At 49.8% G+C, this 15,156-nt stretch carries 11 protein-coding genes; 1 reads left to right on the plus strand and 10 read right to left on the minus strand.

Features of this window, described 5'->3' with window-relative positions:
• Positions 1 to 503 precede the first annotated feature (503 nt).
• The 8 genes from selA to hutC all read right to left on the minus strand — a co-directional run bounded on the left by selA (position 504) and on the right by hutC (position 12,293).
• The gene (gene selA, locus KO533_RS13735) at positions 504 to 1,925 is read right to left on the minus strand and encodes an L-seryl-tRNA(Sec) selenium transferase (protein WP_219254711.1); all 1,422 of its coding nucleotides are present in this window, start codon (positions 1,923 to 1,925) and stop codon (positions 504 to 506) included.
• A 96-nt stretch (positions 1,926 to 2,021) separates the two neighbouring features.
• Positions 2,022 to 2,927 carry a formate dehydrogenase accessory protein FdhE gene (fdhE, locus tag KO533_RS13740; RefSeq protein WP_219254664.1) on the minus strand — a complete coding sequence of 302 codons (906 nt, stop codon included), beginning with the start codon at positions 2,925 to 2,927 and terminating at the stop codon, positions 2,022 to 2,024.
• A complete protein-coding gene (locus KO533_RS13745; RefSeq protein ID WP_105250947.1) occupies positions 2,927 to 3,568 on the minus strand; it encodes a formate dehydrogenase subunit gamma in 642 nt (213 codons plus the stop codon). The genes fdhE and KO533_RS13745 overlap by 1 nt, the downstream gene beginning before the upstream one ends.
• Positions 3,565 to 4,476 (minus strand): formate dehydrogenase subunit beta, encoded by a 912-nt coding sequence (gene fdxH / locus KO533_RS13750; RefSeq protein WP_275956790.1) that lies wholly within the window; start codon positions 4,474 to 4,476, stop codon positions 3,565 to 3,567. The genes KO533_RS13745 and fdxH overlap by 4 nt, the downstream gene beginning before the upstream one ends.
• Before the next feature lie 2 nt (positions 4,477 to 4,478).
• On the minus strand, positions 4,479 to 7,493 hold the full coding sequence (fdnG, locus tag KO533_RS13755; protein WP_158683032.1) for a formate dehydrogenase-N subunit alpha: 3,015 nt from the start codon (positions 7,491 to 7,493) through the stop codon (positions 4,479 to 4,481).
• Between the two features lie 675 nt (positions 7,494 to 8,168).
• On the minus strand, positions 8,169 to 9,710 hold the full coding sequence (hutH, locus tag KO533_RS13760; RefSeq protein ID WP_173242519.1) for a histidine ammonia-lyase: 1,542 nt from the start codon (positions 9,708 to 9,710) through the stop codon (positions 8,169 to 8,171).
• Between the two features lie 52 nt (positions 9,711 to 9,762).
• Positions 9,763 to 11,430, minus strand: coding sequence for a urocanate hydratase (gene hutU / locus KO533_RS13765; RefSeq protein ID WP_219254666.1), 1,668 nt, complete (start codon positions 11,428 to 11,430; stop codon positions 9,763 to 9,765).
• 155 nt (positions 11,431 to 11,585) lie between these two features.
• Positions 11,586 to 12,293, minus strand: a complete 708-nt coding sequence (gene hutC / locus KO533_RS13770; protein ID WP_219254669.1) for a histidine utilization repressor — start codon at positions 12,291 to 12,293, stop codon at positions 11,586 to 11,588.
• A 173-nt stretch (positions 12,294 to 12,466) separates the two neighbouring features.
• Between hutC and hutI the strand changes: the two genes are divergently transcribed.
• The gene (gene hutI / locus KO533_RS13775) at positions 12,467 to 13,693 is read left to right on the plus strand and encodes an imidazolonepropionase (RefSeq protein WP_219254671.1); all 1,227 of its coding nucleotides are present in this window, start codon (positions 12,467 to 12,469) and stop codon (positions 13,691 to 13,693) included.
• Between the two features lie 112 nt (positions 13,694 to 13,805).
• On the opposite strand, the gene KO533_RS13780 is transcribed toward hutI, so the two are convergent.
• Together KO533_RS13780 and KO533_RS13785 are read right to left on the minus strand one after the other, a co-directional pair.
• On the minus strand, positions 13,806 to 14,558 hold the full coding sequence (locus KO533_RS13780; protein WP_219254673.1) for a siderophore-interacting protein: 753 nt from the start codon (positions 14,556 to 14,558) through the stop codon (positions 13,806 to 13,808).
• A complete protein-coding gene (locus KO533_RS13785; protein ID WP_219254675.1) occupies positions 14,551 to 15,111 on the minus strand; it encodes a MarR family winged helix-turn-helix transcriptional regulator in 561 nt (186 codons plus the stop codon). Before KO533_RS13785 ends, KO533_RS13780 begins: the two co-directional genes overlap by 8 nt.
• Positions 15,112 to 15,156: the final 45 nt, after the last annotated feature.

Consider the following 15,156-nt stretch of genomic DNA (forward strand, 5'->3'; position numbering starts at 1 on the left):
TAAATCAAGAATATGCGCCTTCAGCGCCGCCACGCCATGAGATGCTAAGTCGGCGGTGCCATTCGCCGACACTTCAAAAACACCACTGGCCTCAATGCCATACTCGGCGAGCAAAGTGAGTCCATCGGCGACAAGCTGTGCCGCCGTGCCACTATCAACTAAATCCCGCTTAGTTAGCACTAAGGTCAAACTGTGCAAAGGTAAGAGCGCGAGAATTTGCAGATGCTCACGGGTTTGTGGCATTACGCCATCGTCACAGGCCATCACTAACAGGGCGTGTCGAGCATGACTCACGCCCACCAGCATGTTGTTGATAAATTTTTCGTGGCCGGGCACATCAATAAAAGCAAGGCGCGAACCATCTCGAAGTGGCATAAACGCATAGCCAAGATCGATCGTCATACCGCGGCGTTTTTCCTCCGGCAGACGATCGGTATTCATCCCAGTCAAAGCGCGAATAAGCGTACTCTTGCCATGATCGACATGACCCGCAGTCACAATGATCACAACTGCACACCTAAAGTGCTCAACTCGGCGAGGAGTTCGGCTTCACTATCAAGACCGCGCAGATCTAACCTGAGTTGGTCCTGACTCATGCGACCTATGATAGGCCGTGCCGCCTGCTTAAATTGTTGTTCTAACAAACTTAAACTACCGCCATTGAGTGCGGTAAAACACAACGCCACTGAAGGTAAAAAAGTATCGGGCTGCGAGCCACTGCCGACCTGTGTTTGGCACTCGACTAACTCAATGCGATAACAAGGTTCAAAATGTGGAACCAAAGCTTGCTGTAAGCGACGACCAATCTGCCATAACACCTCTTGGCTACGGGCAAATTTCGCCATAATAGGCAGCTCAATGTCTAAGGTTTCAGGGTTAAGATAGTGGATCAATGTCGCTTCTAACGCCGCCAAGATCAGCTTATCGCAACGCAGTGCGCGCTTTAGTGGATGACTCTGTAACTGCTTAATCAGCGACTGTTTGCCAACGATCAAACCAGACTGAGGGCCACCCAATAGTTTATCGCCGGAAAAACTGACTAAATCGACACCATCGGCTAGCATGGCTTGGGGCGTAGGTTCTTGCTTTAGACCAAAGCGGCGCAGATCAGTCAGTGAACCGCTGCCAAGATCTGAAATGAGTGATATGCCACGCTCACGGCATAACTGACCCAGCCTTGCCTCCTCCACTGCGGCAGTAAAACCACTAATATGATAATTACTGGTGTGGACCTTCATTATCGCAGCGGTATTTTCAGTAATGGCCTGCTCATAATCCTTAAGGTGAGTCCGATTGGTGCTGCCGACCTCGACTAAGGTGCAGCCCGCTTGGCGCATAATGTCAGGGATACGAAACGCGCCGCCAATTTCCACCAACTCACCACGGGAGACTATGACTTCTTTCCCCGCAGCCACCGCTGACAGCATCAACAACACAGCTGCGGCATTGTTATTCACGACACAACAAGCCTCGGCATCTGTTAAGCGCTGGATTAAAGCACTGATTGCATTATCCCTGTGACCACGTTCACCTGCCGCAAGCTCAAACTCCAGCGGTGTGGGGTAGCGCATAACAGAAGTCACGGCTCGAATTGCCGCTTCTGACTGTTGCGCTCGGCCAAGGTTGGTATGCAATATGGTGCCAGTGAGATTCCACACGGGTTTTAAGCTGTGGCTGTAATCGTTAGACAGTTGATCAACCAAACATCTGTGCAATTGCGCAAGCTCACCACACCATGTCGGCAAACGGTGCTCGCGGCCGATTAAGCTGCGCGCCGCCTTTAACTGGGTATCCAGTGCGGCCTTTACCGCCGCTTTGCCGTAGGACTGCTGCAATACCACAAAACTAGGCTCTGCAAGTAGGCTATCCATTGAAGGCAAAGCTCGGTACAGAACTTGTAGTGTTTCAGGTGCTTGGGTCATCATCTGTGTCATTTTGTTTATATTATTGCCATTGGTTTATAAAAAGCAGGAAGGGATCAGCAACCCGACTCCCTCCCGCATTTGTTTAAGCTATGTGGCTTACGTGGTTTCGTGGGCCAGTAGCAGTGGGTTCAGTGTTGTTGCACCAAAGCCCTTAGCATTTAGCTCACTGTCTAACATCAAGGTTGCGAGATCGTCTGCCGCCACATCCATAGACGGCGAGTTTTCGACGAACATCATCTTGGTATAGCCATGACATTCATCGCAGCTTTCGATCCGCACTTGAGCCTTGGCATCATCTAGTGACCAAATCGTCATCTCTTTGTCCTGACCGCAACTGGTGCAATGGGCGCGAATGTAATGCCATTCGCTCTCGCACAGACTGCAATGCAAGTAGCGCAAACCAGCTCGGGGCTGATCGACAATCACACTCGCCACTGGATGGCATCCACACACGGGACACATACTCTGCTGCGCCACCTTGCACGGATCCATCCGCTTGATGACCATAGGTGCCCAATGCGACCAATAAACGCCCATCGCCGCCCAGATGAATAAGCTAAAACGGGCAGGCACTTCACTGACATGCCCTTGGCGTAGTGAACGCCCCCAAGAACTCAGTTGCTCGGGCGATTGCTGCATCAGCAAACGCACTACCCGAGCTATGGATTCATCCACCTGCGGCAACAAATCACTTAACAGTTGCTGTAGCAGTCCTTGCCAATAGCTATCTGCCTCTGAGCCCAACAGGGAAAGCGGAGTCGCCTCATCTTTCCCCCAAGCGAGAAGCTTACCGAAGTCAGCCTCCTGCGCTAACCTGGCCTGTATAGAGACCAAACGGCGACATAGCTCAAAGTAATCAGCCAGCGGCGAGTCCTTGGCCAATGACAGCAAACGCTGCGCCCTTCTGTGATACACAGCTTGGGGATCTGCCGCTTTTAACGGTTTAAGTTCCAGCGGCGATTCGCTGCCTTGGGCCAGAGGTATCTCGGCTGTATGACTCATTAATGTTTCTCCACGTCCGAATGTTCATCCAACATCACAGGGTGATGTTTGCGGCACCAAGCCTTAGAGACTTTGCCGTAAAGCATGCCCTTAACCGACCCTTCCACCCATGTCGCCATCCAAAAATGTACCATCACAAAAATCAACATGATGAGCGCACAAATGGCGTGCAACAGAATGGCCCAACCCACCACAGTGGCTGAAAAATAGGGCGCAAAGTAAGGCTGCCACATGATGATTCCCGTCACCGTTAAAGTGATAGATGTCAGCACGAAGGCGCGAAACAATACCTTTTGCCCAGGGTTGTAATGGCCGATAGGCGGGATTTTCTCCTCGTTCTCGAACATCACATCCTTAATGGCGAGCATCCAAGCGAGGTCGTGCTTTTCCCATTTGTTGTGTTTGTAGTAACGCACCAACATCAACATCAGAGGTAAGCACATCATCAAGCCCGCAATGGGATGAATAAACTTCGCCAATTGCGGTGTGCCCGCTATCGCCCCAAGCCATTGAAACGACGGATAGAAGAAGGAAAAGCCAGTGAGAAATGTCACTAGGCCAACCGCCACAATGAACCAATGACAGATGCGATCGAACAGCTTGTGACGCACTATCATTTCTTGCTTATCATGCTTGCTCATTTGTCGGCCCCCTCTTCCTGCTTAGCCTCTTCCTCTGGCGGTTGATAACCCGGTTGGTCTTCTTCGACTATGTTGCGACCGACGGTGATCTTATGCAGACAAGCGACGGCGGCAGTGGCAAGAATGCCCATAGTGCCTAAAGGTTTGACCCAGTCCTGCCACAGAGTAAGTGACAGTGGGATCTGCGGGTTATCAGGCATGTTGTAGCTTTCGGGCTGATCGATATCGTGCAATATCATCATCATACCCGTGCCACCTACACCCTCAGGGTTATAAAGTCCTGCCTTAGCAAAGCCCTTTTCCTTCAGTTCTTCGACCCGTTTTTGCGAGTAGAACAACATGTCCTCACGGGTGCCAAAACGCAGCGCCCCTGTGGTACAGGACTTAACGCAGGAAGGTTCCAATCCCACAGCCAAACGGTCAGAGCACATAGTGCACTTGTAGGCCTTGTTATCCTTAGGATCGATTTTGGGCACATCAAAGGGACAAGCACTGGCGCAATAACCGCAGCCGATGCACTTGTCCGAATCGAAGTCCACCACACCATTGGCGTGCTGGATAATCGCGCCCGAGGTCGAACAGGCCGTTAAGCAGGCAGGGTCGGCACAGTGCATACAGGCCGAGTGGGTAAATTGCCAACGCAGCTTGTTGCTTTCCATCACCTCATGGAACTCCATCAGGGTCCAACATTGGCCCGATAGCGACATAGGGTTTTGGTAGCTACCTTGGAAAGTACCTACCTCTTCCCGTAAATCATTCCACTCAGAACACGCCACTTGGCAGGCTTTACAGCCATTACACTTAGTGGCGTCGAACAGCTTGGCGACCTTTTCTGACGAATTACGCCCCTTTGCTGCAGGCGTCACCGCTGAAGTACCGGAGCGGCGGATAATGTCTTGTGATGCCATAATCAGATCCCCTCCGCTTTAGTGATGTTAACCAAAAATGCTTTGAACTCAGGCACCTGTGTATTTGCATCCCCCACTTCCGTGGTGAGTACGTTACAGGAGTAACTCTTACGAGTGAGTGCATTATGGCTGCCGTGACGGGGTAACCCGACGGTATGGACTAACTGACCATTTACCTTTAACGGCTGTAGCCGTTTAGTCACTAAGGCTTTGGTTTCAATGCTGCCGCGTTTAGAGCTGACAGTGACCCAATCCCCATTGGCGATACCTTTTTCTGCCGCTAACATTTCATCGATTTCGACGAAGGTTTCAGGCATAGAAATCGCAGCTAAACGAGCATGCGTAGACCAGAAGTTAAAGTGTTCAGTTACACAGTAAGTAGTTGCCACATAAGGGAAGTCCTTATGGGAACCTAAGGTTTCCTTCACACCCGGTAACATACGTACCGCAGGGTTACTGGTGACCTTGTGTAACGGGTTCAACCCAATAGGCGACTCCATCGGCTCGTAGTGCTCAGGGAACGGACCTTCGGCCAATAATTTAAGGGCGAAGAAACGACCCACACCTTCGGGTTGCATGATGAAGGGGCCAGCGGATTCCTGTGGTGTTAACTTCATATTGAAGTCGCCCACATCGATACCGTGCCACTTACCGTCAACCCACTCGACGATAGTGCGTTTTGGATCCCAAGGTTTGCCGTTGATATCGCAAGAAGCGCGGTTATACAGCACACGACGGTTTGCTGGCCAAGCAAATGCCCAACCCGGAGTAATACCTTTACCCGAAGGATCATGGTTGTCACGGCGAGCCATCAAGTTGCCTTCTTCGGTCCAAGAACCCGCATAAATCCAACAGGCACTGGCGGTACTACCATCGGCTTTCAGTTCAGCAAAACTACTGAGCTGACGTTGAGTCACGAGATCCTTACCGTTAAGCTCGCGAGCGATTTCTTCAGCGTGCGGTGAGTGAGGATTGTGGTAATTCCAGCTCATCGCATGTACAGGCTCAGGCAACTTACCGCCCTCTTGTTTGTACAGTTCACGCATTGCCATTAAGACGCCAGAGAGAATCTCAGCATCTGGCTTAGCTTCACCCGGCGGGTTAGCCCCCTTCCAATGCCACTGTATCCAACGGCCAGAGTTGACGATGGAACCTTCTTCCTCGGCAAAACACGTCGTCGGTAAGCGGAACACTTCAGTCATGATTTCAGCGGGATTGACTTCATTGAAGCCATCGGCATTTTGCCAGAAGGTTGCGGTTTCCGTTGCCAAGGCATCCAACACCACCATGTACTTAAGATTACTCAAGGCTTTGAGTACCTTATTACGGTTTGGCATAGAGTTAATGGCGTTAACACCTTGGATAATGTAGCCATTCACTTCGCCGTGGAAAGCCATATCTAAGTGTTTAGTAAAGTCGTACTGCTTGTCCCATTTCGGCAACCAGTCATAACCAAAGTCATTTTCAACCGTGGCGTTATCGCCCCAAAAGCTCTTCATTTGCGAAACAAAGAATTTAGGGTAATTTTGCCAATAGTTGGTTTGACCCGGACGCAGAGCGACAGGGGTATAGTTGTGGAGATAGGTTTTAAGATTAATGTCTTTTTCGTTCGGTAACTTGAGGTAACCGGGCAAGCTTTGACACAATAAACCCATATCGGTCGCGCCTTGCACGTTCGAGTGTCCGCGCAGAGCGTTAACACCACCGCCCAACACCCCAATGTTACCCAGCAGCAACTGCACCATGGCCATAGAGCGAATGTTCTGCGCCCCTTTACTGTGGTGAGTCCAACCTAAGGCATACATAAAGGTCGCGGCTCTATCGTGGGTATGAGTGCTACCAATTTGTTGGCAAACGATCTCATAGTCCGCAATCGGCGTACCGGTAATATTGCTTACTGTTTCAAAGTCATAGCGTTCTACATGTTGCTTCATTAAGTTCCACACACAGCGTGGATGTTCGAAGCTAGGATCGATTTTCGCGTAACCCTGTTCGTCTAACTCGTAGTACCAAGACTCTTTATTGTAGCTATCTGTTTCTTCATCGAAACCGCTGAACAGACCTTCACTAAAAGAGAAGTCTTCGCGCACTATGTAACTGGCATTGGTATAAGCCTTCACATAGTCGTAGTTCACTTGTTTAGTTTCAATAAGATAGCGGATCACCCCGAGCAGGAAGGCGATATCTGTGCCCGAGCGGATCGGCGCATAGTAATCGGCCACAGCGGCGCTACGGGTGAAGCGAGGATCGACCACCAAAAGTTTAGCGTTGTTATGTTGCATAGCTTCTGTAACCCAGCCGAATCCGACAGGGTGAGCCTCTGCTGCATTACCGCCCATAATAATGATCAAATTAGAGTTTTTAATATCGATCCAGTGGTTGGTCATGGCACCACGTCCAAATGTCGGAGCAAGACTTGCTACCGTTGGAGAGTGTCAGTTACGCGCAATAGTATCGATTGCAACTAGGCCCAGTGCCCGTGCAAATTTCTGGGTGATATAGCCGCCTTCATTCGGCATCGCCGACGAGGTCATCATCCCAGTGCTAAGCCAACGGTTAACCGTCATCCCAGCAGAATTCTTTTCAATCAAGTTAGCATCACGGTCATTCTTCATCAGACGGGCGATGCGTTGGTAAGCTTCAGTCCAGCTGATACGAGTCCATTCATTACTGCCTGGCGCACGGTACTCAGGATACTTAAGACGATTAGGGCTGTTCACATAATCCACTAGACCAGCACCCTTAGGACACAAGGCCCCGCGGTTGACTGGATGGTCTGCATCCCCTTCGATATGGAAAATACTTTGTTCGGCGTTTTTGCCGTTACTTCCTTTGCTGTACATCAGCAATCCGCAACCCACTGAGCAATAGCAGCAGTTATTGCGGGTTTCTTTCGCGCTAATGAGTTTGAATTCTCGAACGGCCGCATAGGCCTTTTCGGACATCAATCCCAACGCTGAAATTGCTGAGGTGGCAGCTCCGGCAGCACACAGTCTAAAAAACTGGCGTCTGTTCATTGCGTCCTCTCACACTCTTGTCGTTATGAGTCTAGTGGTTGCTGTGGTAAAAATGGCAACCGATTGAGTGAGTCCTACTAAAGACCACACTTAATTTAAGATTATCCCCAAAGAAGAAATAGATAACAAATAATGACATGAGATCAAGATCCCAAATAAACAACCACAGAACTTAACTCCAAAAAACATTTCAAATAAAGCACCAAAGACCAATGAATGATAATAAAAGCACAATTTAAGGAATTAAAAACCAATAAACCACAAAAGACATTTTGTCCAACATGGCAACCCCATATTGTCCCACATCATAGGGTTGTGGTTATTAAAAATGATTATATGCATTCAAATATGCATAATGATGGCGGATAAAAACACAAAGGTAACGGTTTCTAGAGGGATAGATAGCCACAAAAACTGACAATGTAAAGATTAGGGTAAAAAGTGCAGAGTCTGCGGTGTTAAACACACCAAAATGGCAAAGACAAAGATCGAGGAAAAGCAGATAAAAACCAAAGAAAAAGGCACAAGCAATCTGCCTGCACCTTAAATTTTGCCTTTTAACGCTTATTTTTAGCACATTGAGGCGCAAAATCTGGGCGCGATAACAAAAGCACCTCAGTGCAGCCTATTCCCGCGGAGTAAACACCTGTTCAGCCATTAAACTAAAACAAACGCCTAAAAGCTGGCTAGCGTTCCTGCAGGCAGATAAGTGTTAAAGCTCGCTGTATACAACAAATCTGTCGCTGCTTCGATATCTGGCGCGAAGTATCTGTCTTTATCGTAATAAGCGACGACTTCACGCAATTCGGCTTTAGCCTTAGCCACTGCAGCACTTGGGGCTAAAGGCGCGCGAAAATCTAAACCCTGAGCCGCTGCTAACAATTCAATTGCCAGTACACCACGGGTATTTTCGCTCATATCGCGCAAGCGGCGGGCCGCAAAGGTCGCCATAGAAACATGGTCTTCTTGGTTAGCCGATGTTGGCAAACTGTCAACTGATGCCGGATGAGCGTAGGTTTTGTTCTCAGACGCCAATGCCGCCGCCGTCACTTGGGCGATCATAAAGCCTGAGTTCACCCCGCCGTTTTTTACCAAAAATGGCGGCAGTTTAGATAGGCTAGAATCGATCAATAACGCAATACGACGCTCGGCAATGGAGCCCAGTTCAGCAATCGCAATCGCCAGATTATCCGCCGCCATAGCCACGGGTTCGGCGTGGAAGTTACCGCCAGAAATGATATCGCCTGTATCTTGGAACACCAGTGGGTTATCGGTTACGCCATTGGCCTCTGTGCCTAACACATCGGCCGCGTGACGAATTTGGGTCAAGCAAGCACCCAGCACCTGTGGCTGACAGCGCAGTGAGTAAGGATCTTGCACCTTTTCACAGTTAGCATGACTTAAGCTTATCTCAGACTCTTCACCCAGTAGATGACGGAAGACCATGGCCGAATCGATTTGACCTTTCTGACCACGCGCCGCATGGATGCGAGGATCAAACGGGCTACGGCTGCCCATAGCGGCTTCGACGCTCATGGCACCGATCACTGAACTTGCTGCGAACAAGTCTTCGGCGTGGAACAACCCTTCCAGCGCCAGCGCAGTCGACGCTTGAGTGCCGTTCAACAGGGCCAGCCCTTCTTTGGCCGCTAAATCGATTGGCTTGAGACCAGCGATTTCTAAACCTTCGGCGGCAGAAATTAACTCGCCTCGATAGCTCATTTCGCCTTCACCCAGCATAGGCAAACACATGTGCGCCAGTGGCGCTAAGTCACCCGAGGCGCCGACTGAACCTTTTTCTGGCACGCAGGGATAAACTTCGGCGTTTACTAAACTGATTAAGAAGTTAATCACTTCTAAACGAATGCCCGAGAAGCCGCGGCTTAATGAGTTGATTTTTAAAACCATCATCAAACGCACTGTGGCATCTTGCATGTATTGACCTGTACCTGCGGCATGTGACAACACGATTGAGCGTTGCAGCAATTGCAGATCTTCGGGCGCTATCTTGGTATTGGCCAACAAGCCAAAGCCCGTGTTGATGCCATAAACGGTGCGGCCTTCATCCAACACTTTCTGCACGATTTGCGCACTGGTGTTGATATCAGTAATCGCCTCTGGTGCGAGTTCCAGTGTCAACTTATGACGGCTGATTTCGCGCAATTGCGCTAGGCTCAAGCTGCCCGGCGTTAACACTAAGTGATTCACAGATTTCATATTTTTAGCTCCAAGCTTTTAGTTATTATTGTTATTGAGTCGTTAGCATCGGCTAGTCTTGCATAGGTAAATCGAGGCCCTGCTCCTTGGCACAGTTTTTCGCAATCTCGTAGCCCGCATCGGCATGACGCATCACGCCTGTCGCAGGGTCATTCCACAACACGCGGCCAACCCGTTTTGCCGCCGCATCTGTGCCGTCACACACAATCACCACACCCGAATGTTGGCTAAAGCCCATACCGACGCCGCCGCCGTGGTGCAGCGACACCCAAGTTGCACCGCTAGCGGTGTTGAGTAGCGCGTTCAATAATGGCCAATCGGATACCGCATCTGAGCCGTCCAGCATAGATTCGGTTTCGCGGTTCGGGCTGGCCACTGAGCCAGAATCTAAGTGATCGCGACCGATTACCACGGGCGCCGACAACTCGCCATTTTTGACCATTTCGTTGAAAGCTAACGCCAAGCGAGCGCGATCTTTTAAGCCAACCCAGCAAATACGCGCTGGCAGACCTTGGAAGGCGATACGCTCGCGCGCCATGTCTAACCAATTGTGCAGGTGTGGATTATCTGGGATCAGTTCTTTGACTTTAGCGTCAGTTTTGTAGATATCTTCGGGATCGCCAGATAACGCCACCCAGCGGAACGGACCTATGCCTTCACAGAACAGTGGGCGAATATAAGCAGGTACAAAACCTGGGAAGTCAAAGGCGTTTTCAACGCCCATTTCAAACGCCATTTGGCGAATATTGTTACCGTAATCGAGCGTGGCTGCCCCCTCGGTTTGCAGGTCGAGCATGGCTTGTACTTGCACCGCCATTGAGGCTTTTGCCGCCTTAATCACAGCAGCTTCGTCGGTTTTACGCATGGCCGCAGCCTCAGCCATAGTCCACCCCTGCGGCAGATAACCGTTTAATGGGTCGTGTGCCGAGGTTTGGTCGGTCACCACATCTGGGGTAACGCCGCGTTTAACTAATTCAGCAAACACATCGGCGGCATTCGCTAATAAGCCCACTGATACTGGCTTGCCAGCTTGGTTCGCTTCTTCAATCATGGCTAATGCTTCATCGAGCGAAGTGGCTTTTTTGTCAACATAGCGAGTACGCAGGCGGAAATCGATGCGAGTCTCGTCGACTTCACAGGCTAACACTGAGAAGCCAGCCATAGTGCCCGCCAGCGTTTGTGCGCCGCCCATGCCGCCTAACCCGCCGGTGAGGATCCACTTGCCTTTAGAGATACCCTCAAAGTGCTGTTTCGCGACCGACACAAAGGTCTCGTAGGTGCCTTGGACTATGCCTTGAGTACCGATATAGATCCAAGAACCCGCCGTCATCTGGCCGTACATGGCTAAACCTAGCTTGTCTAACTCGTTGAAATGTTCCCAGTTCGCCCAATGTGGCACTAGGTTTGAGTTAGCAATCAGCACGCGCGGTGCATCCGCATGGGTGCGAAATACACCCACAGGTTTGCCCGATTGCACTAATAAGGTTTCGTCGTCTTCGAGGCGTTGTAAGACTTCGATGATTTTGTCGTAACAGTCCCAATCGCGGGCGGCGCGGCCAATACCACCATAGACGACCAAGTCTTCTGGGCGCTCGGCGACATCGGGATGTAAGTTGTTCATTAACATACGCATTGGCGCTTCTGTGAGCCAACTCTTACAGCTTAATTGTGTGCCATGCGGTGCAATAATACGGCGGCTTGGGTCGTGGCGCTTATCCATTGAATTTTCCTCTTTCAACCTGTGGTGCTAAGTCGTATTCGCTAAGTCGCTAATACGGGTTAGCACTATTGTTTTTATTGTGTTTTTATCTTTTAACTTATAAGGGTACAGCTATTTAAATTACTGATTTACATCTGTTAATCACGCCACTGGCGTTACTTGCTAAAGGTTAAGTGGCCACCGAGTTTAAAGCGGCTACCTGGGTGAACTAATTTTGCGAAACTCACGACGCCTTGGCGTGACCAAGTGCGGCGTAAAATCTGTAGACAGGGCTCAGTGGCGGGGATTTCGAGCCTTTGCTGTAATTCTTCACTGGCGATAATCGCTTCAATCGTGTGATGCGCCTCGGTCAGCGGTGCCACTTGGGACAAATATTCGTGGGGTGTCTGCTGGGTAAAATCCTGCAATAAATAATCGGGCGCCAACTCGGGATTCACATAACGCTCTTCGACTTGCAACGGTAAGCCCTGCTCGCAATGCACTAAGATCGAATGGAATACTGTCGCACCGTGCTCAAGCCCAAGGGAAATTGCGATACTCGTACTCGCCACAACTTGCTCTAACACCCATTGCTGTACGCTATAGCCGTGGCCGCGGTCTTTTATCTCATCGGCAATATTGCGGATCGCCAACATAGACGACTGGGATTTACACCCTGCGACGAAGGTGCCTAGCCCTTGAGAACGCACAAGCACACCGCTATCCGTCAGCTCGGTTAGCGCACGTCGCGCCGTCATTCGGCTGCAGGTAAACAAATCGGCAAGCTGATTCTCAGAAGGCACGCGAGCATGCTCTTCCCACTCACCCGACTCGATAGAGGAGATAATGTATTGCTTAATTTCTGCAAACTTAGGAGTAGCCAAAACATTTCCTCAATATAACGCGCTAAAATCTAGGTACTATTCACTCTTTCAAACGTTCAAAATTGCGGCTACAATCCTAGCTTGTATATACAAGTAAATACAAGCCAGCTCACATAAATTTAATAAACCGTTAATCACTTGGTTAACATCTGCCAACACAGCGAGGGGAATACATGTCTTGGGATCAGGTTTGGATAGACGTTAACTTAGCCACAATGGACCCTTCCGTATCAGCACCTTATGGTGCGATCACCAACGCGGCCATCGCAGTAAAAGATGGTAAAATTGCTTGGCTTGGCCCCCGCAGCGAACTGCCCGCCTTCGATGTGTTGTCAATTCCCGTTTACAGGGGCAAAGGCGGCTGGATCACCCCAGGATTAATTGACGCCCACACCCACTTAATCTTTGCCGGTAATCGCGCCAATGAATTTGAGTTACGCCTACAGGGCGCGAGTTACGAAGAAATTGCTCGTGCAGGTGGCGGCATTATTTCAACAGTTAAAGCTTGCCGCGAAGCGGATGAAGCAGAATTATTTGAACTCGGCCGTCAGCGTTTAAACGCGCTGGCCAAAGAAGGGGTGACTACGGTTGAGATCAAATCGGGTTACGGCTTAGATACTGAAACTGAATTGAAAATCCTGCGTGTCGCCCGCGAGCTCGGCAAGCATCACCATGTAGATGTGAAGACCACATTCCTTGGCGCCCATGCAATTCCGCCAGAATATAAAGACAATAGCGACGGCTATGTCGACTTAATTATCAATAAGATGCTACCCGCAGTGATCGCCGAAAATCTTGCCGATGCAGTGGATGTGTTCTGCGAGAATATCGCCTTTAACCTTGAGCAAACAGAACGGGTACTCAGCGCAGCCAAAGCAGCGGGCTTAGAGATTAAACTCCACGCCGAGCAGCTAACCAATATGGGCGGTAGCGCACTGGCCGCACGTCTTGGTGCTAAGTCTGTGGATCATATCGAATATTTAGATGAGGCAGGCGTAAAAGCCTTAAGTGAAAGCGGCACCTGCGCCGTACTGCTGCCGGGCGCCTTTTACTTTTTGCGGGAAACCCAAAAACCACCTATCGATTTACTGCGCAAATACGGCGTACCTATGGTGCTCGCCAGCGATTTCAACCCCGGTTCATCCCCCATTTGCTCAACCCTGTTGATGCTAAATATGGGCTGCACCTTGTTCCGTTTAACGCCAGAAGAAGCCCTAACTGGACTCACCTTAAATGCCGCCAAAGCACTCGGAATTGAAGATAACGTCGGCAGTTTAGTCGTTGGCAAACAAGCCGATTTTTGTCTGTGGGATATCGCCACGCCTGCGCAATTAGCCTATTCCTACGGCGTCAATCCCTGCAAAGATGTGGTGAAGAATGGCAAGCTAGTTCACCAGTAGCCTAAGTGCATCAATAATAGGTGCATCAATAATAGGTGCATCAGCAGCAAAAACGGCATAAGCGAAAGGTTAGATAAGGTCGCTCAATCAAACTTGGCGACCTTATCTGAATTTAAACACTGGCCCCATTTTCTAACTGCTCATCTTCTTGTTTTACCAGTTTATGCTCACCTTCGTTACAACCTATTTTCCAATAGCTCGAGGTATAAAAATGGCTCTTAGGCAATGGATGCGCTTGCTTAAAATGCCTTCTCAACGCGCGCATGCTATTAAATTCACAGGCAATCCACACGGCGGGCTCGCCAGTAAGCCAAGGTAATTGGGCAATACGCTCGACCAAAGGGCGACCTTCGGGATCGGCTTCAGGATTGATCACCCAATGCAGCTCAACATGTTCAGGATGTACGAGAGGCTGAATGTCGGCCTCGCTTAGCACTTCAATCACAGCGTAACCCACGGCATTGTTTGGCAATTGTGCCAGATTCACGCTGATAGCGGGCAAGGCGGTCATATCACCTGCGAGTAAAAACCAATCCGCCTCAAAGTTGATCAGTTTTTTAAGCCCGGGTCCGCCGATTTGAATAATATCGCCCACCTGCGCCGTTTTCGCCCAACTCGATGCGGGGCCGTCGGTATCGTGCAGCACAAAATCCACATCGATTTCATCATTGCGTTGCTGACGGATAGTGTAAGTTCGCATTAATGGACGCTCACCCGCTTGTGGGAATAACAACTTGATATAGGCACTCTCTTGATCGGCAGGAAATCCAGCCAATCCCGCACCGCCTAAGGTGATACGTAGCATATGCGGGGTGATATAAGTCGAGCGGATCACTTCTAGCTCACGTGGTGCAGGTTTATTCATTATGATTTTCTCCTATTGCGTTTTCTGCCGTTAAGCGCAACTCAATGGCTCCTTTTCCAGCCGTATCTTTTGGCTTACTAGATGGTCTTTTTTGAGTTAGGCAATCAGTTTCACTTTTGGCGGCAGCGGCATCATCCACACTTTTACTGATCCGATTGGCAAGTTTAATAAAAGTATCAACTTCGGCTGAACTGAGCGCCTGCGTCATGCGCGCCACGGTTTTACGTTCTGAGGCATTGATCTGAGTCATGATCTTTTCCCCCTCAGCCGTGGGTCGCAGCAACTGGCTGCGGCCATCCTTAGGGTTATCGATTTTAGTGATCAACCCACTCTGCTGTAGCTCATTAAGAACACGGGTAATTTGTGCTTTATCCCGCTGCATACGCAGGGCGATAGACTGGGCCGTTGATTCAGGATTACGACAAACCCCCTTCAAGGCTCGGATATGAGTGACAGGTAAATCAATCTCTTGCGCAGCAATATCACTACGCAATTGCTTTTTGTAGGCATGCACTAATCTGTGCAAAGTTTCACTGAGTGACAATGACGACATAGAAGGCTCTCGATATAGTTGACTGTATCAACAATATCGAGATTA

This window comes from Shewanella sp. NKUCC05_KAH, from assembly GCF_019345585.1.
GTDB lineage: Bacteria > Pseudomonadota > Gammaproteobacteria > Enterobacterales > Shewanellaceae > Shewanella > Shewanella oncorhynchi.